We start from the raw sequence: 18,248 nt of genomic DNA, 5'->3' as shown, positions 1-18,248 counted from the left end.
GCACCGCGGCGCACGAGGTTTGGGGACGCTGCGGATGCCCCCACCAGAGAGTCAAGCGATGGAAAAGGCAAGGTCGAACGGAAAGCGCGCGACGCATCACGACCCGGGCGGCGCCCCGGCGGGAGGCACGCGATGAAACTCTATGAAAAGCTCGCGGACGACATCGAGCGCCTGATCCGCCAGGGCGTGTACCGGCACGGCGACCGGATTCCGTCGGTGCGGCAGGCGAGCCAGCAGCACCGGATCAGCATCACGACCGTGCTGCACGCGTATCTGCTGCTGGAAAGCCGCGGGCTGCTCGAAAGCCGCCCGCAGTCCGGCTATTTCGTGAACCTGCGGCGCGACGACGGCCATGCGCCGGTGCGCGAGCTGCGGCCGTCGAAGCCGATCGCGATCTCGTCGTCGGTCGACGTGAGCCGGCTCGTGCTGTCGACGCTGCGCTCGATCGGCACCGACGACGCGGTGCCGCTCGGCTCGCCGTATCCTGACCCGAGCCTGTTCCCGTTCGAGAAGCTGAACCGCTACGCGTATGCGGCCGGCCGCGACAAGTCGCTGTGGGGCGTGACGGACGGATTGCCGCCCGGGCATCCGCGGCTGATCCGGCAGATCGCGCGGCGCTACCTGGAAAACGGGATGTCGGTGGACCCGAACGAGATCATCGTGACGGTGGGCGCGACGGAGGCGATCAACCTGTGCCTGCAGGCGGTGGCGAAACCGGGCGACACGATCGCGGTGGAATCGCCGACGTTCTATGCGATGCTGCACGCGATCGAGCGGATGGGGATGAAGGCGATCGAGGTGGCGACGCATCCGGAATACGGGATCGACATCGCGGCGCTCGCCGCGATCGCGAAGTCGCAGCCGATCGCCGCATGCATGGTGATGCCGAACTTCCAGAACCCGCTCGGCTTCCAGATGCCCGACGAGCGCAAGCGCGAGCTGGTCGAGTTCGCGACGAAGGCGGAATGCCGGTGATCGAGAACGGTGTGTACAACGAACTGTACTTCGGCAACATGCATCCGAGTACGCTGAAATCGTTCGACAGGAAGGGGCTCGTGCTGCATTGCGCGTCGTTCTCGAAGAGCCTGACGGCCGCGTACCGGATCGGCTGGGCGCTGCCGGGCCGTTATCGCGATCAGGTCGAGAAGCTGAAGTTCCTGAACACGCTTGCGACGCCGTCGCTGCCGCAGCTCGCGATCGCGGAGTTTCTCGAACGCGACGGTTATGAGCATCACCTGCGGCGCTTGCGCAAGGCGTATGCGCAGCAGGCGAACCTGATGCGTGCGATGGTGTCGCGGTTCTTCCCGGAAGGCACGCGGATCTCGAGCCCGGCGGGGGGGTACGTGCTGTGGGTCGAGTTGCCCGCGCAGGTCGACGCGATGCGGCTGTACCAGCTCGCGCTGGAGCAGGGCATCACGATCGGGCCCGGCTACATGTTCTCGATCGCGGACAACTACCGGAACTTCATCCGGCTGAACTACAGCAGCCCGTGGTCGCCGGAGATCGAACAGGCGGTCATCACGGTCGGCAAGCTGGCGGCGATCTGCGCGCGCTGATCTGGGCGGAGCGCACGGCGCGGCGGGTTCGCCGCGGCGTGCGTCAGCCTCCGGTGACGGGCGGGAAGAACGCGATTTCACAGTCCTCGCGCAACACGAACGAGCCGGTCACCATCTCGTGATTGACGGCGGTGCGCACCGGCCGCTCGTCGCGCAGCGCCTGCGCGCTGCGTGCGTCGCGCGCGGCCAGCGTGCTGCGCAGTGCGTCGACGGTGAGTTCGCGCGCGTCGATCTCCAGGGTTTCCTCGTCGATGCGGAGTTGTTCGCGAATGCTTGCAAAGTATTTGATCGTCAGTCTCATGATGGGTCGTCGGCGGGAAGTGAGGGTGCGGCGGGCGGGTCAGCCCCAGCGCCGCATCGCCTGGTCGTCGTGCGCCTTCGCCTCGACCCAGCCGGATTCGCCGTCGTGCCGGATCTCCTTCTTCCAGAACGGCGCGTGGGTCTTCAGGAAGTCCATCAGGAATTCGCACGCGTCGAAGGCCGCTGCCCGATGCGGCGCGGCCACGACCATCAGCACGACCGGATGGCCGAGCGCGATCCGGCCGATGCGGTGCACGATCCTGACCGCCTCGAGCGGCCAGCGCGCGGACGCTTCCTCGACGATGCTCCACAGGGCCTGCTCGGTCATCGTCGGGTAGTGCTCGACCTCGAGCGCGACGACATCGTCGACATCGCCCGTTGCGCACGACGCCGAGAAAATTCACGACCGCGCCGACGCGCGGGTTGCGCACGATCGGCGTGATCTCCGCGTCGACGTCGATCGGTTCGTACTGGACCCGGACCTCGATGCCGCCGGAGATCGCCGGCGGCGAATGCGGGGGCGGCCCGGCAGGCTCGTCGCCGGGATGGCGGCCGGAACGTGCCGGGTCGTCCGGCTCGGCTTGCGGATCGATGAGTGACGTCATGACTGTTCTCCAGGGGGCGGTTCGTCTCGCATCGCGCGGCAGCGGTCAGCCGTTCATCAGCCGCCGACGAGCGACATGCGCACGGTCGGATAGGTCTTGCCGGTCCGCCGGGCGCGGTGCGCCGCGCGCAGCTCCGAGTAGCGGTCGTCGCGGCGCAGCCAGCGGCCGCGGATCGCGGTGACGAGCTGATCGAGCGGCGCCGCGTCGCCGAGCCACGGCCGCAGGTCGGTGCCTTGCGTCGCGAACAGGCACGTATAGAGTTTGCCGTCGGCCGACACGCGGGCGCGCGAACAGGTGCCGCAGAACGGATGCGAGACGCTCGCGATGAAGCCGACCTCGCCCGCGCCGTCGGCGTGCCGATAGCGCAGCGCAGTGCCGACGTGCGCGTCGTCGTCGGCGGCGTCCGCGAGCAGCGGATACGCGGATTCGATGATCCCGCGCATCTGCGCGGCCGGCACGACCTTGTCGCCCGACCAGAAGCTCGCGCCGCCGACATCCATGTATTCGATGAAACGCACGGCCACGCCCGTATGCCGGAAGTGCCGCACGAGCGGCAGGATCTGGTCGTCGTTCACACCGCGCTCGATCACCGCGTTGACCTTGACCGGCGCGAGCCCGGCCGCCTGCGCGGCCTCGATGCCGGCCAGCACGCGCGACACGGGCACGTCGGCGTCGCTCATCCGGCGGAACATCGTGTCGTCGAGCGCATCGAGGCTGACGGTCGCGCGCGACAGGCCCGCGTCGCGCAGTGAGCGCGCCTTCGCGGCCAGCAGCGAACCGTTGGTCGTCAGCGCGATTTCGACGGGCTTGCCGTCGACGGTCGTCAGCGCCGCAAGCGACTCGATCAGCGTTTCGATCCCGCGCCGCAGCAGCGGCTCGCCGCCCGTGATGCGGATCTTTTCGACGCCGAGCGCGACGAACGCGCGTGCGATGCGGGTCAGCTGCGCGAACGACAGCCGTTCGGACGACGGCATGAACGCATAGTCGGCGCCGAAGCTTTCGCGCGGCATGCAGTAGCCGCAGCGGAAATTGCACTGGTCGATGACGGACAGGCGCAGGTCGCGCAGCGGGCGGCCGAGCGTGTCGACGGTGCCGGGTGGGTCGCTCGCCGCCGCGCCGCGGCTCGGCGCGGTGAGGGGCGGCGTGACGGAGTCGATGACGTTCACGATCTGTCCGTTGGCCTGCGCAGGATGAGAGGAAACGGGCTGTCGGCGGCCCGCGCGGCTTGTCGACACGACGCCGCGGCGGCCGTGACAGGCGCCAAGCCGGAGGATAGTCCGCCGCAATGGCCGTGCAGAGACACAATCCCGGCCGAATCGCGGGAATACAGTTCGCCGCCGCGCCGCAGCGTGACGATGCGCGCCGCGGCCGTCATGCGAGCCACGGCGCGAATTCGTAATACGGTACCGCGTCGCCGCACGCGATCGCGCGGCCGGCCGGCAGCCGGGCGATGCCGCCCGCGTCCGCGAGCGAGCACAGCGTGCCGGCGCCTTGCTGGCGCAGCGTATCGAGCACCGGCAGCCCGTTCGGTGCAACGCCGCATCGCACGCGGATGAAGCGCTCGCGCTGCGCGTCCGGTTCGAAGTCGCCGTCGATCGGCAGCGACGGCACGATCGGCAGGCGTGCGGCGCGCCCCTGCAGGCGGCGGATCAGCGGCGCGACGAACAGCGCGAACGCGGTCATCGCCGCGCCGGGGTTGCCGGGCAGCAGCACCACCGGCCGCGCGTCGAGACGCGCGAGTGCAACCGGCTTGCCGGGCTTCATGCGCACGCCGGACAGCACGAACGACGCGCCGAGCGCGGTCAGCGCGGGGCGCAGCAGATCCTTGTCGCCGACCGACGCGCCGCCGACGCAGATCACCAGGTCGCAGCCCGCATGCAGGTCGCGCAGCGCGCGGTCGATCGCGTCCGCCGTATCGCGCGCATGCGTGCTCGCCGCGACGATCGCGCCGGTGCCCGAGACCAGCGCGCCGAGCATCGGTGCATTGCTGTTGTAAATCTGTTGCGGCGCACGCGGCTGGCCGCACGCGGCGAGTTCGTCGCCGGTCGTCAGGATGCCGACGCGCAGCACCGGATGAACGTCGACGCAACCGATGCCCTGCGCGGCGATCATCCCGACATGCGCGGGCCGCAGCCGCACGCCGGCGGGAATCAGCACGCGGCCCGCCTGCAGTTCCTCGCCCCGGCGGCGGATGTGCGAGCCGCCACGCACGTCCGCATCGAACGTCACGTGCCCGTCGCGTTCCTGCGCGTCTTCCTGCATGACGACCGTATCCGCGCCGGGCGGAATCAGGCTGCCGGTGAAGAGGCGCGCAGCCGTGCGCGGGGCCAGCGGCGACGGCATGTCGCCCGCATAGCAGTGCTGCGCGACGGGCAAGGGCGTGCCGCTCGCGAGTTCGGCGTGGCGCACCGCATAGCCGTCCATCGCACTCTGGTCGGCCGGCGGCTGGTCGAGCACGGCGGTGAGCGGCGCGGCCAGCACGTGGCCGGCCGCTTCGGCGGTCGGCACGGACGTCGCGGCGAGCGGCCGCGCGAACGCGTGCGCGAACTGTTGCTGGGCGGTTTCGAAGTCGATCGGTCGGGTCATCGTGGCGTTACTGTTCAAGGGCTGCCGGAGAATGGGCCTGAGCGGCCGGGGCGGTCGGAGCGGTGTATTCGACGAAGCCGTCGTTGCGGCAGAAGCCGAGCAGGCGCACGCCGGCTTCGCGGGCGACGTCGATCGCGAGCGACGTCGGTGCCGAGATCGTCGCGATCATCGGGATGCCGACCCGCGCGGCCTTGCGCACCAGTTCGTAGCTCGCGCGGCTCGACAGGAACACGAAGCCGTCGTGCAGGTCGGCGCGGCGCCGTGCGAGCCGGCCGATCAGCTTGTCGAGCGCGTTGTGGCGGCCGACGTCCTCGAACACGTCGACGACCGCGCCGTCGCGGCTGCACCACGCGGCTGCATGAATCCCGCCGGTGTCGCGCATCAGCGTCTGATGGGCCGGCAGCGTGCGCGCGGCGCGTGCGATCGCGTCGGCGCCGATGCCGGCCGCGGCGCCCGCGTGACGGATGCGTGGCGGGTGCAGGTCGAGCTGCGCGATGCTTTCGATCCCGCAGACGCCGCAGCCCGTGCGCCCGGCCAGCGCGCGCCGGTGTGCCTTCAGCGCCATGAACGCCTGCTGCGACACGGTGAGGCGCACCACGGCGCCGCTTGCCGTGCACGCGCTCTCGATGTCGAACACGTCCGACGCACGCTCGACGATACCTTCGCTGAGCACGAAGCCGAGGCCGAACGCGTCGAGGTCGATCGGGGTCGCCATCATCACGGCGTGCGAAATATCGTTGAACACGAGGGCGACCGGGCACTCGTCGACGACGCGGTCGACGACCTGTGCAAGGTCGCCGTGACGATGGCGGGTCACGTCGCACGCGACGCTGCCGACCGGCTCGACTGGAAGGGCGCATGGCTGCATGAAAGATCCCCTGAATTTCGACGGGCGGCCGAACGGTCGGCGCACCGATGGATGACGAGAACCGCGACGGCCGTCGCATCTGTACGCCGAGCGCCGGGAACCCGAATCCGCTGCCAGCTTACGGGCGTTCGGCCGGCTCGCGCGTGCACAGCCCGGCGACCGAAAAAGCAGTACAGATGGCGGGCGCGATGCGAGGCGCCCCGGTTTTACATGCACACCTCACGAAGGGGGCAACGAGCACAGTTCGCAACAGCGAGCGAGTGATTGCGAGCGGCGTTCGAAACGCGATATCGTCGTTTCGCCCCGATGTCGGCACCTGCGATTCACATGCGATCGCCGGGCCGGCCGCAGGGGCGGCCGTCGGGCCTCGCGGGGATTTCCTGCTTCGGGCGGACGTCCTCACAAACACGAGCAAATTACGGTCATGGAAATCTTCGATGCGTTCCATCTCGCACGATTGCAGTTCGCATTCACGGTGTCGTTCCACATCGTGTTTCCCGCGATCAGCATCGGTATGGCGAGCTTCCTGGCGGTGCTGGAATGGCGCTATCTCGTCACCGGCGACGCCGCCTACAAATCCATGTTCCAGTTCTGGTCGAAGATCTTCGCGATCGGCTTCGGGATGGGCGTGGTCTCCGGCGTCGTGATGGCGTACGAGTTCGGCACGAACTGGAGCGGGTTTTCCCGGATCGCCGGCAACATCACCGGCCCGCTGCTCACCTATGAAGTGCTGACGGCGTTCTTCCTCGAAGCCGGCTTCCTCGGCGTGATGCTGTTCGGCTGGCAGCGCGTGAGCCCGCGCGCGCACTTCTTCGCGACGCTGATGGTCGCGGTCGGCACGCTGATCTCGACGTTCTGGATCCTCGCGTCGAACAGCTTCATGCAGACCCCGCAGGGCTACAAGATCGAGAACGGCCTCGTCGTGCCGGTCGACTGGTTCAAGATCGTGTTCAACCCGTCGTTCCCGTACCGCCTCGTGCACATGACGATCGCGGCGTTCATCGTCGCGGGCTTCATCGTCGCCGCGTGCGGCGCGTGGCACCTGCTGAAGGGGCGCCGCGACGAGCCGGTGAAGCGCAGCTTCTCGATGGCGCTGTGGATGCTGCTGGTGCTCGCGCCGATCCAGATCGTCGTCGGCGACGCGCACGGGCTGAACACGCGCGAATACCAGCCGGCGAAGATCGCGGCGATCGAAGGGCTGTGGGAAACCGAGAAGGGCGGCACGGCGCTGAACCTCGTCGGGCTGCCCGACATGCAGGCCGAAACCACGCGCTATGCGATCCAGGTGCCGCACCTCGGCAGCCTGATCCTCACGCACAGCTGGGACGGCGAGATTCGCGGGCTGAAGGAATTCCCGCCGCAGGACCGCCCGTATTCGCCGATCGTGTTCTGGACGTTCCGGATCATGGCGGGCCTCGGGATGCTGATGCTGCTCACCGCGCTGCTCGGGTTGCTGCTGAGAAAGGGCGGGCGCCTGTACGAGACGCGCTGGTTCCAGTGGTTCGTGGTGGCGATGGGGCCGTCGGGCATCCTCGCGCTGCTGGCCGGATGGATCACGACCGAGGTCGGGCGGCAGCCGTGGACCGTATACGGCGTGCTGCGCACCGTCGATTCCGTCGCGCCGCTCAGCGCGCAGCAGGTCGGCGTGTCGCTGCTGATCTTCGTGGTCGTGTATTTCCTGGTGTTCGGAACGGGTATCTACTACATGATGAAACTGATGAAGCGCGGGCCGGCTGCCCAGGCCGGGTATATCGAGCTGCACCGGCATCCGGGGTTGCGCAAGAGCGCGCTGTCCACGCCGCTGAACGTGACCGAAGCGGAGTAAGCCATGCAAATCGATCTTCCTGTCGTGTGGGCCGCGATCATCGGCCTCGGTGTATTCATCTACGTGATGCTGGACGGCTTCGATCTCGGGATCGGCCTGCTGTTTCCGTTCTTCGATGCGAAGGCCGAGCGCCAGGTGATGCTCGACACCGTCGCGCCGGTGTGGGACGGCAACGAGACGTTCCTGGTGCTCGGCGGCGCGGGGCTTTATGGCGCGTTCCCGGTCGTGTATTCGACGCTGCTGCCCGCGAACTACCTGCCGCTGGTGCTGATGCTGGTCGGGCTGATCTTTCGCGGCGCGGCGTTCGAGCTGCGCGCGAAGGCCACCCGCACGCAACACATGTGGGATCTCGCGTTCATCGGCGGCTCCGCGCTCGCGGCATTCTGCCAGGGGATCGTGCTCGGTTCGCTGCTGCAGGGGATCAGGATCGCCGACGGCCGCTTCGTCGGCGGGCCGTTCGACTGGCTGTCGCCGTTCAGCCTGATGTGCGGGATCGGCGTGCTCGTCACGTATGCGACGCTCGGCTGCGGCTGGCTGATCCTGAAGGTCGATGGCGAACTGCAGCGCAAGATGCGGCTCCTGATGAAGCCGCTCACGGGCGTGCTGCTCGCCGTGATGGGCGTGGTCAGCCTGTGGACCGTGATCGGGCTGCCGGCCGTCGCGCACCGCTGGTTCGGCAGCGGCAACCTCGGCTGGTTCCTGCCGGTGCCGGTGCTGGTGCTCGTCTGCGTGTGGGGCATCTTCCACACCGTGCGCCACAAGCACGAGGCCACGCCGTTCCTGCTGACGCTCGCACTCGTGTTCCTCGGCTACACGGGGCTCGTGATCAGCATCTGGCCGAACATCGTGCCGCCGTCGCTGTCGATCTGGGATGCATCGTCGAGCCATTCGAGCCAGAAGTTCGCGCTGATCGGCACCGTGATCGTGCTGCCGATCATCCTCGTGTACAACGCGATGCAGTACCGCGTGTTCCGCGGCAAGGTGCGGGAAGGGGACGGCTACCACCACTGACGCCTGCGGGCGCAGGTACTGCCACGGGGACCCGCGTCGCAACGGCCGGGCCCCGCGACACCCGCACTTCGGCCCCGCCTCGCGGGGCCGTTTTCGTTACGCAGGGCAACGCGGCCGCGCCGCGACCCGAAGAGGCACCATCATGATCGTCAGACCGAGACAAAACTGGTTGCAGATGCTGTTCGTCTGGAACGGCTCCGTGCTGCAATCGATCATTCCGCAGCTCGCGTTCATGGCGGTCGTCAGCACGCTGGCGGTCTTCACGAACGGGCGCATCTTCGGCGAGAAGATTCCGCTCAACACCGCGCCGTTCACGTTGTTCGGGCTCGCGCTCGCGATCTTCCTCGCGTTTCGCAACAACGCGAGCTTCGAGCGTTTCAAGGAGGCGCGGCATCTGTGGGGCAACCTGCTGATCGCGTCGCGCACGCTGACGTCGCAGATGCGGCGCTATCTGCCCGACCACGTCGACGACGCGTTGCGCAACCAGACGATCGACCTGCTGATCGCATTCGTCTATGCATTGAAGCATCAGCTGCGCCGTACCGATCCGACCGACGACCTGACGCGCGTCCTCGGGCGCGCGCGCACCGATGCGCTGAGCAGCAAGGTCTACAAGCCGGTTGCGCTGCTCGACGAGATTCGCGGCAATCTGGCGCGGATGCTGGCGCGCGCGCCGGACGCCGGCACGACGCGCTGGATGGTCGACGAGCAGATCAACCGGCTCGGCAAGTCGGTCGGCGGTTGCGAGCGCATCCTGTCGACGCCGATCCCGTTCTCGTACAGCGTGCTGCTGCATCGCACCGTGTATGCGTATTGCGTGCTGCTGCCGTTCGGGCTCGTCGATTCGACGGAATTCTTCACACCGCTGATCTGCGTGTTCATTTCGTATACGTTGATCGCGCTCGAGGCGATCGCCAACGAGGTCGCCGAGCCGTTCAGCACCGCGCCCAACGCGCTGGCGCTCGATGCGATGACCAGGACGATCGAGCGCTCGGTGCTCGAGCTGTGCGGCGCCGAATTGCCGAAGGAGGTCGCGCCGACGAATGCCTATCAGCTGACCTGACGCGCGGCGATCGCCGCCCGCGGTGTGCGAAAGGCAAAAAATGGCGCGTCAGGACTGAACTGACGCGCAATTTTTCATGTCGGCGGCTCGCGGCATGAACCCTCGCCGCGAGCCGTCCGCCGTCAGACGGTGGCCGAGCGCGTCACGCGCACCGGCACCGACTTGTACGACGGCGTGCCGCTTTCCTTGTCGATGTAGTCGAGCGGCACGAGCACGTTCGCTTCCGGGTAGTACGCGCCGACCGAACCCGGCGCGATGTCGTACTCGATCGCGGTGATCTTCTCGAGACGCAGCGTGCGGCCCGATGCGGTGATCGTCTCGATGTCGACGAGGTCGCCGTGTTCGAGCCCGTACTTCGCGAGATCGGCCGGGTTCATGAACAGCACGTCACGCCGCCCGAACACGCCGCGATAACGATCGTCGAGCCCGTAGATCGTCGTGTTGTACTGGTCGTGGCTGCGCAGCGTGATCAGCCGCAGCACCTGCTCGCCGCCGAGCACGTCGGCGTCCTCCTTCACGCCCTTGTAGACCGAGAACATCGCCTTGCCCGTCGGCGTCGGCCACACGCGCTCGGTGGGCGGCAGCGGCAGCCGGAAGCCGCCCGGCGTGCGGATGCGCTCGTTGAACGCCTCGAAGCCGGCCACCGTGCGGTCGATCAGGTCGCGGATGCGGTCGTAGTCGGCGATCAGGTCGAGCCAGGCGACCTTGCTGTTCGGCAGCGTCGCATGCGCGATCCCCGCGACGATCGCGGGCTCCGAGCGCAGCTGGTCGGACGCCGGCTTGAGCTTGCCGGCCGACGCGTGGACCATCGACATCGAATCCTCGACGGTGATCGACTGGCGGCCGGTGGCCTGCATGTCGAGTTCGGTGCGGCCGAGCACCGGCAGGATGAAGGTTTCCTTCGCGACCAGCAGGTGCGAGCGGTTCAGCTTCGTGCCGAGATGCACGCTCAGGTCGAGCTTCGCCATCGCCGGGAACGACTGTTCCGGATCGGGCAGCGCGACCGCGAAGTTGCCGCCGAGGCACAGCAGCGCCTTCGCGGTGCCGTCGATCATCGCCTGCATCGCCTGCACCGCGTCGTGCCCGTGATGCGCGGGCGGCGTGAAGCCGCACACGTCCTCGATCTTCTTCAGGAACTCGGCCGACGGCTTTTCGGTGATGCCGACCGTGCGGTTGCCCTGCACGTTCGAATGGCCGCGCAGCGGGCACACGCCGGCGCCGGGCTTGCCGATGTTGCCGCGCATCAGCAGCAGGTCGGCGATCAGGCGCACGGTTGCGGTGCCCTTGTTGTGCTGCGTGACGCCCATCCCGTACGTGACGATCGTCGCGTTCGACTTCGCGTACGCGAGCGCGACCTGTTCGAGCTGCGCCTGGCTGAGCCCGCTCGCGCGCTCGATGTCGTCCCACGACGTCGCTTCGAGGTCGGCCGAGAACGCGTCGAAGCCGTCGGTGTGCTGCGCGATGAAGTCGCGATCGAGCACGTTGCCGCGTTCGGCTTCGAGCTGCAGCAGCGCCTTCATGATGCCCTTCAGCGCGGCCGCGTCGCCGCCCGCGTCGACCTGGTAGTACGTCGACGCGATCCGCGTCGAGCCGAACGATGCCATCTCGATCATGTCCTGCGGATCCGCGAAGCGTTCGAGCGCGCGCTCGCGCAGCGGGTTGAACACGATGATCGGCACGTTGCGCCGCGAGCACTCGTGCAGCGTGCCCATCATCCGCGGGTGGTTCGTGCCGGGGTTGTGGCCGATCGAGATGATCAGCTCGCACTTGTCGAAATCCTCGAGCGACACGGTGCCCTTGCCGATGCCGATCGACTGCGGCAGGCCGACGCTGGTCGGCTCGTGGCACATGTTCGAGCAGTCGGGGAAGTTGTTGGTGCCGAGCTCGCGCGCGAACAGCTGGTACAGGTACGCGGCTTCGTTCGACGCGCGGCCCGACGTATAGAACTCGACCTGCTCGGGCGGCAGCGCGCGCAGCACTTCGCCGATGCGGGCGAACGCATCGTCCCATGCGATCTCGCGGAACGTGTCGGTCGCGCGATCGTAGACGAGCGGATGCGTGAGCCGGCCCATGTTCTCCAGTTCGTAGTCCGACATGCGCAGCAGCGACGACACGGTGTTCGCCGCGAAGAACTCGGGCGTCACGCGCTTGGTCGTCGCTTCCCACGTGACGGCCTTCGCGCCGTTCTCGCAGAACTGGAACGTCGACTTGTGTTCCTTGTCGGGCCACGCACAGCCGGGGCAGTCGAAGCCGTCGGGCTGGTTGGTCCGCATCAGCACGATCGGCGCCTCGATGGTCTCCATCTGGGTGCGCACCGCGTCGGCTGTCGCGCGAAGCGCGCCCCAACCGCCGGCGGGCCCGTCGTACTTCCTGATGCCTGGCACTTCGCGTCGATTTGTCATGTGAATGCTCCGTGAGCCGTTCCGGGCAGGCCGGATCGCGGCTCGGGTTAGGCCGCGTGGCGGCCGGGTTCGGCGCCGCCGCGCGAGGGCGGGCGCGCGCGCCGTGATCTGGCGCGGTGCAGTGCAGGGCAGTGCTTCCGGGGAGCCCACTGCATCACGTTGATTGCGTCAAAAAATAGCGGATCGACGGATGCGATCCAAGACACAGTTGGCAGTGTCGTGGCGCGCGAATTGCACCCCTGTGCAAGGGGCGGTCTCGCTGAATGGGAGTACAGACGAATGCGCTCGGGTGGAAGGAGGCGAGTCTGGAGGCGATCTGGCAGCCGCATCGGGAAGAGGTGATACTCGGGCAGCCGCCCGGCCCGGGACGCGCCCGCGATGCCGTGGCTAGACGCCGGGCAACGCGGGACGGGAAGGGGGCATCGGCGTCAGCGGTTCATGCCGAGCCGCTGGCGCGATCCGGTGATCGTCAAACGGCCGCTTGCTGCGGCTCCACCGCCACCGATGCTTCGCTCGTCAGCATCAGGAACGTGAACGTTTCGCGCAGGTACAGATGCACGACTTCGTCGTTGTGGCTGCGGTAGCCGATCGATACGTCTTCCCCGAGATGCAGCTCGTAATCGCCGCCGCGCGTGGACAGCACGCAGCCGCCGCTGATCGCCGGCGCCCAGATGATCTCGCCGCTGACGATCCGTTTGATATGGCCGAGGACCGGATAGCCCTGGTCGCGCGCCTCGCTGAGCGCCGTGTACGCATCCGAGCCGAGCACCACCGAGTACGGGCCGTCGACGCCGGCCAGGCGGAGCGCCTCGAGCGCGTCGCTGATCGCGCCCGGGTACGCGCCGACGTCGCTCGGCAGCGTGAGCTTGCGGTTCGACGTGCCTTCGCGGATGCCGACGATGCCGGCGGCCGGATAGCCGTCGAAGATCGCGTTGTCTTCGGCGAACGCGAGCCGCTGCGCGGCGTCCTTCGCCGGTTGCCAGTCGGCATCGCGCGCGCCGCGCTCGACGCTGTCGATCGCATCGCGGCTCAGCTCGAACGGCACGGTGAATTCGACGAGCGCCTTGACCTCGCGCAGCTTCGCGCCGACGTGCTCGCGCGGTGCGGCGATGGTGCGCAGGTGGCCCGTGCCCACGCCCGACAGCTCGACGCCGCCCGGTTCCTCGACGTCGACGACGCGGCGGCCGGCCACCGATCGTTTGAACGTGCGTGCCACTTCCTCCTCGATTTGTTCCCAGGCGGAAGACGAGATCGGGGCGAGTTCGCGGTGCAGGTTATTCATGCGGGTGGGTTCCTTTGAGCGATCCGATTTTCAGCGAGCCGTTGGAAGCCGGCTCGGTCGACGGGGAGGCGGCCGGCTGAACGGCATCGGCGGCCGGTGCGGCGCGCGTTGCGAGCGCTTCGAGCAGGTCGGCGGACGGGACGAAGAACAGCGAGCCGGTGACCGCGCGGCTGTAGTCGAGCAGGCGGTCGTAGTTGCCGGGCGGGCGGCCGACGAACATGTTCTCGAGCATCTGCTCGATCGGCGCCGGCGAGCGCGCGTAGCCGATGAAGTAGGTGCCGAATTCGCCCGCGCCCGGACGCCCGAACGGCATGTTGTCGCGCAGGATCTTCACTTCCTGGCCGTTCTCCTCGAGCGTGGTCAGCGAGCTGTGCGAGCACGACGGCTTGACCGCGGCGTCGAGCTCGATGTCCGACAGTTTGGTGCGGCCGATGATGCGCTCCTGCGTCTCGACCGCGAGCGCGTTCCAGCCGGCCATGTCGTGCAGGTACTTCTGCACGATCACGTAGCTGCCGCCCGCGAATTCCGCGTCTTCGTCGCCGATCACCGTGAAGTCGACCGCCTCGCGGCCTTCCGGGTTCTCGGTGCCGTCGACGAAGCCGATCATCGCGCGCTGGTCGAAATTGCGGAAGCCGTGCACCTCGTCGACCACCGTGACGGCATCGCCGAGCGCGCCGAGCAGCTGCGTCGCGAGTTCGAAGCACAGATCCATCGCATCCGCGCGGATGTGCAGCAGGATGTCGCCCGGCGTCGCGACCGCGACGCGCTGCCCCGCGCCGAATTCGCGGAACGGATGCAGCGCGGCGGGGCGCGGCTCGCCGAACAGCGCATCCCATGCGTCGGCGCCGAAGCCGCACACGCAGGTGAGGTTGCCGCCCGGCACGCGCTTGCCGACCGAGCGCACGAGCGCGGCGATGTCGCCGCACCATGAACGGATCGTGTCGGCGTGCTCGGCGCCGGGATTGATCGTCGCCACGAGGAAGATCGCGTTGCGGGTCGGCGGGCTGTGGACGTTCTGGGGGGAGGGAGGGTTTGTCTGCATCGGGTGTGTCGGTGTTATTGGTGCCGATACGATACGCGGGTTGTTGAAATGCTGCTTTGCGAAAGCGTATCGGAGAAGTGTGACAGGCGTCTGTTCTCGATTGCGACATGCGCGACCGCCGCATCGCAGGATATCGATGCGAAAGCAATCTATCAGCTTCGGTGCGACTTTGGAACACGAATCGCCGATCTGTTATTCGAATGCTTGATGGCCGCCGGATCGGAGTACAGATGTGCGGCAGCTGTGCTCTTGATGGCAGCGCGTCGCGTGAAGTAGATTAAGGCCGCTGCCGTCAGGCAACGGGCGCGACGGCGAAGCGGCCGGAAGCGATGCGCGGTTGTGTCGCGATGGTCGGTCAAGGCAGCCTGTCGGGCTGGCGCGCAGGTTGATCCGGACAACGAATCGATGATGATGTCGTCGCCGATAGGGCAAGTAAAGATGCCGATTCACTTTTTACGCTGTTCAACACCTTGAATACACTGAATACCTCTCGGCCGCTGGCCACCGCGGCAGACCGCATTCGCCGGCGTTTCGACCGCTTTCTTCATGCGGCCGAACTCGCCGGGCTCGTGGTGATCGGTCTCGCGACGTCGTTCGCGATGGGACAGGAAGCCTGGAAGGTCATCGTGGCCGGCGCGGTTTCGTTGACGGACCTGCTGCTGATGTTCCTGTATCTGGAAGTGCTCGCGATGACCGTGCGCTACCTGCGTCTGGGGCGGTTGCCGGTGCGCTTCCCGCTCTATATCGCGATGACGTCGCTCGCGCGGGACCTGATCCTGCGCGGCGTGACGGACAGCCCGGAACACATGCTGATGACGACGCTCGGCATCGTGCTGCTTGCCGTGGGCGTGCTGATTCTGCGGTTCGGGCAGCATCGGTATCCTGCCGAGGCGGATGAGGCCGATGATGCGCCGGGTGGGCGGTAGCATATTATTTAACATAATCTCAATTATCAACGTTAAATTGTAGAAACCAAGTAGTAATGTCGTAGCTGAGCCAAATAGAAATGTCGTAGTTGGCGCCTGATTGGTTCATGCTCGGCGGCTCCTGACGCTCAAACGGGAGTCCGTCGTGGCCAATAACACCAACACGATCACGATGAGCATGCGCGAGCTGGATCGACTCAAAGTTGTCGAAGCGGTCGTTGACGGACGGCTGATGCCGTGGCGGGCCGCGGAACGGCTCGGCATCAGCCGACGTCAAGTGGAACGGCTGGCGAACCGCTATCGAAGCCAGGGCGCGGCTGGCCTGGTGTCGCGCAAGCGAGGTCAATCGAGCAATCATCAGTTGCCGGCCGGATTGGCTGATCGAGCCTTGGCGATCATCCGCGAGCGCTACGCGGATTTCGGGCCGACCTTGGCTTGCGAGAAGCTCCACGAATGCCACGGCATCCGACTTGCAGCAGAGACAGTTCGCCGGCTGATGACGGACGCCGGCTTATGGATTCCGCGCCGGCAGCGCCCGCCGAAGGTCTACCAGCCGCGAGCGCGGCGCGCATGCCTGGGCGAGTTGGTGCAGATCGACGGCAGCGAGCATCGCTGGTTCGAGGCGCGGGCGCCGCAGTGCACACTGCTGGTGTACGTCGACGACGCGACCAGCCGGCTGATGATGCTGCACTTCACGGCGACGGAATCGACCTTCAGCTATTTCGAGGCGACGCGCGCGTATCTGGAACGCTACGGCAAGCCGGTGGCGCTCTACAGCGACAAGGCGAGCGTGTTCCGCAGCACGACTGCGAGCAAGACCGGCCGCAGCGTGACGCACTTTGGCCGCGCGATGTACGAGCTGAACATCGACACGTTCTGCGCGAACAGCAGCCCGGCCAAGGGGCGTGTCGAGCGTGCCCATCTGACCTTGCAGGACCGGCTGGTGAAGGAGATGCGGCTGCGAGGCATCAACACCATCGAGGACGCCAATGCGTACGCGCCCACCTTCATCGCGGCCTACAATGCGCGGTTTGCGAAGCCGCCGCGCACCGGCTTCGACGCGCACCGGCCGCTGCGGGACGACGAGGATCTGGACCAGTTGCTGACCTGGCGCGAGACGCGTCGCGTGACGAAGTCACTGACGGTGCTGTATGACCGGGTGCTCTACTTGCTGGACGACACGCCGGCGAACCGCAAGCTGATTCACCGCTACATCGACGTGTGGGAGTACCCGGACGGACGCATCGAGATTCGCGCCGACGGCGCCGTGCTGTCCTGCCGGCAGTACGACAAGCTGGCGGAGGTCGATCAAGGCGCGGTGATCGACCACAAGCGCCTGAGCCATGCGCTGCAAGTGGCCGAAGCGATCCAGGCGCAGCGTGACAACCGGCGGGCGTCGGGTTCCCCGTCACGCACGAACCGAGGCATCGAGGCTCGCCAATCGGAACGCCGGCCGGGGACGAAGAAACCGCGCGAGTTCACGCAGGCGGACGTTGAACAGGTGATCGTGGAGTTGGCCGAGCGCAGGCAGGCGCCACCGCAACCTCGCAAACCAGGTCGTCGGTCTGCTAGCCCGATCTGAACGGGCACCAGCGCCCTGCTGCTTCACCCCTGACCTTCTACGCTGAGTGACGGCAAACCAATGAAAGATGCGACATCTCTATTTAGCTGGCGCTACGACATTTGAATCTGGCTTTGACAAAATCGCGGAGCCCATCAGATTCGACCCTAGTTAATTTCCCTTTTATTTCAAAGCAGTACCGAAACACCTAGCCAGCAATCTCATGTGTGTCCAGGATCGCCGCACGCGGCACCTAGCCCATGATGCTGACGCCGCCGTCGATGAACATGGTGTTTCCTGTAATTCGCCGCGCGTACGGCGTGGCGAGATAGGCGCAACTGAAACCGACATCCATGATGTCGACCAGTTCGCCAAGCGGCGCCCGCTCAACCGCTTCATTGAGCAGCAAATCGAAATCCTTGAGCCCCGACGCGGCACGCGTCTTGAGCGGCCCCGGCGAAATCGGATGAACGCGAATGCCGCGCGGACCAAGCTCGTGTGCGAGATATCGGCACGTCGCCTCGAGCGCCGCCTTGACCGGCCCCATCAGATCGTAGTTCGGCACGACCCTGGAGGCACCCAGATAGCTCATCGCGAACAGCGTTCCGCCCTGATCCATCAACGGTACGGCGAGTCGCGCCATGCGAATGAACGAGTGACACGACACATCCATGGCCGTTGCGAACCCCTCCGCCGAGCTGTTGATCAAACCGCCCTGGAGATCCGCCTTGGGCGCAAATGCAATCGAATGTACCGCCGTGTCGAGTCGCCCCCACGTCCGGCGAATCGCGTCGAACAACGCGTCCATTTCCCCCGGCTTCGACACGTCGAGCGGCATCACGAGTGCCGCTCCGAGTTCACGCGCAAGCGGCTCGACATACGGACGGGCCTTGTCATTCGCATAGGTGATCGCCAGTTCCGCACCCAGCTCGCGAAATGCTCGCGCACATCCATAGGCGATCGAATGCTCGTTCGCGATGCCGAGGATCAGCGCCTTGCGCCCCTCGAGCGGCAAGTTCGGGATCTTCTCCATTCAGGCTCCCAGTAGATCAAGGGTATGCGACGCGATCATCCATTCTTCATCGGTCGGGATGACCCGTGTCGCGCACAGCGGCCGCATGCCGCCCTCTTCCGCGACCGAAACGATTCTCGCCGACGGTCCGATCAGAATCGGCGCGATCAGGCGTTCGTACTTTTCACGCTTGTGTTCCATGGCCGGCC

14 protein-coding genes and 2 pseudogenes are annotated in these 18,248 nt (G+C 66.9%); 6 read left to right on the top strand and 10 right to left on the bottom strand.

Annotated elements, in window-relative coordinates; all coding sequences use genetic code 11:
- Positions 1-132: 132 nt before the first annotated feature.
- A pseudogene (locus tag WT26_RS12125) lies at positions 133-1,556 on the top strand (PLP-dependent aminotransferase family protein).
- A gap of 43 nt (positions 1,557-1,599) precedes the next feature.
- Here WT26_RS12125 and moaD read toward each other — a convergent pair.
- From moaD to fdhD, 5 genes and pseudogenes are all read right to left on the bottom strand, one after another.
- Positions 1,600-1,857: a molybdopterin converting factor subunit 1 gene (gene moaD / locus WT26_RS12120; protein WP_069272978.1), complete on the bottom strand. Its 258-nt coding sequence runs from the start codon at positions 1,855-1,857 to the stop codon at positions 1,600-1,602.
- Between the two features lie 39 nt (positions 1,858-1,896).
- Positions 1,897-2,461 (bottom strand): annotated as a pseudogene (locus tag WT26_RS12115) (molybdenum cofactor biosynthesis protein MoaE).
- A 56-nt stretch (positions 2,462-2,517) separates the two neighbouring features.
- The gene (moaA, locus tag WT26_RS12110) at positions 2,518-3,627 is read right to left on the bottom strand and encodes a GTP 3',8-cyclase MoaA (protein WP_069272977.1); all 1,110 of its coding nucleotides are present in this window, start codon (positions 3,625-3,627) and stop codon (positions 2,518-2,520) included.
- Between the two features lie 205 nt (positions 3,628-3,832).
- Complete coding sequence (gene glp / locus WT26_RS12105; protein WP_069272976.1) at positions 3,833-5,047, bottom strand: gephyrin-like molybdotransferase Glp; 1,215 nt, start codon at positions 5,045-5,047, stop codon at positions 3,833-3,835.
- Positions 5,048-5,054: 7 nt separating this feature from the next.
- Positions 5,055-5,915, bottom strand: a complete 861-nt coding sequence (gene fdhD, locus WT26_RS12100) for a formate dehydrogenase accessory sulfurtransferase FdhD (protein WP_069272975.1) — start codon at positions 5,913-5,915, stop codon at positions 5,055-5,057.
- A 424-nt stretch (positions 5,916-6,339) separates the two neighbouring features.
- On the opposite strand from fdhD, the gene WT26_RS12095 reads away from it, so the two are divergent.
- From WT26_RS12095 to WT26_RS12085, 3 genes are all read left to right on the top strand, one after another.
- The gene (locus WT26_RS12095) at positions 6,340-7,740 is read left to right on the top strand and encodes a cytochrome ubiquinol oxidase subunit I (protein WP_069272974.1); all 1,401 of its coding nucleotides are present in this window, start codon (positions 6,340-6,342) and stop codon (positions 7,738-7,740) included.
- Positions 7,741-7,743: 3 nt separating this feature from the next.
- Positions 7,744-8,751, top strand: a complete 1,008-nt coding sequence (cydB, locus tag WT26_RS12090; protein WP_069272973.1) for a cytochrome d ubiquinol oxidase subunit II — start codon at positions 7,744-7,746, stop codon at positions 8,749-8,751.
- A 142-nt stretch (positions 8,752-8,893) separates the two neighbouring features.
- Positions 8,894-9,814 (top strand): bestrophin family protein, encoded by a 921-nt coding sequence (locus tag WT26_RS12085; protein ID WP_069272972.1) that lies wholly within the window; start codon positions 8,894-8,896, stop codon positions 9,812-9,814.
- 122 nt (positions 9,815-9,936) lie between these two features.
- On the opposite strand, the gene WT26_RS12080 is transcribed toward WT26_RS12085, so the two are convergent.
- From WT26_RS12080 to WT26_RS12070, 3 genes are all read right to left on the bottom strand, one after another.
- Positions 9,937-12,216 carry an FdhF/YdeP family oxidoreductase gene (locus WT26_RS12080; protein ID WP_069272971.1) on the bottom strand — a complete coding sequence of 760 codons (2,280 nt, stop codon included), beginning with the start codon at positions 12,214-12,216 and terminating at the stop codon, positions 9,937-9,939.
- A gap of 469 nt (positions 12,217-12,685) precedes the next feature.
- Positions 12,686-13,498 (bottom strand): family 1 encapsulin nanocompartment shell protein, encoded by an 813-nt coding sequence (locus tag WT26_RS12075; protein WP_069272970.1) that lies wholly within the window; start codon positions 13,496-13,498, stop codon positions 12,686-12,688.
- Positions 13,491-14,540 (bottom strand): Dyp-type peroxidase, encoded by a 1,050-nt coding sequence (locus tag WT26_RS12070; RefSeq protein WP_069272969.1) that lies wholly within the window; start codon positions 14,538-14,540, stop codon positions 13,491-13,493. The genes WT26_RS12075 and WT26_RS12070 overlap by 8 nt, the downstream gene beginning before the upstream one ends.
- A 479-nt stretch (positions 14,541-15,019) precedes the next feature.
- On the opposite strand from WT26_RS12070, the gene WT26_RS12065 reads away from it, so the two are divergent.
- Positions 15,020-15,466 carry a phosphate-starvation-inducible protein PsiE gene (locus WT26_RS12065; protein ID WP_069270687.1) on the top strand — a complete coding sequence of 149 codons (447 nt, stop codon included), beginning with the start codon at positions 15,020-15,022 and terminating at the stop codon, positions 15,464-15,466.
- Positions 15,467-15,638: 172 nt separating this feature from the next.
- Positions 15,639-17,048, top strand: coding sequence for an ISNCY family transposase (locus tag WT26_RS12060; RefSeq protein WP_059918601.1), 1,410 nt, complete (start codon positions 15,639-15,641; stop codon positions 17,046-17,048).
- 232 nt (positions 17,049-17,280) lie between these two features.
- On the opposite strand, the gene fabI is transcribed toward WT26_RS12060, so the two are convergent.
- Together fabI and WT26_RS12050 are read right to left on the bottom strand one after the other, a co-directional pair.
- The gene (gene fabI / locus WT26_RS12055) at positions 17,281-18,060 is read right to left on the bottom strand and encodes an enoyl-ACP reductase FabI (protein ID WP_059660918.1); all 780 of its coding nucleotides are present in this window, start codon (positions 18,058-18,060) and stop codon (positions 17,281-17,283) included.
- Entirely contained in the window at positions 18,061-18,240 is a 180-nt protein-coding gene (locus WT26_RS12050) for a hypothetical protein (RefSeq protein ID WP_069270191.1), read from the bottom strand. It abuts the gene before it with no gap.
- Positions 18,241-18,248 lie beyond the last annotated feature (8 nt).

The organism is Burkholderia cepacia (assembly GCF_001718835.1).
Taxonomy (GTDB): domain Bacteria; phylum Pseudomonadota; class Gammaproteobacteria; order Burkholderiales; family Burkholderiaceae; genus Burkholderia; species Burkholderia cepacia_F.
The sequence above is the reverse complement of the archived record's forward strand: the minus strand, read 5'-3'. Positions and strand labels throughout refer to the sequence as shown.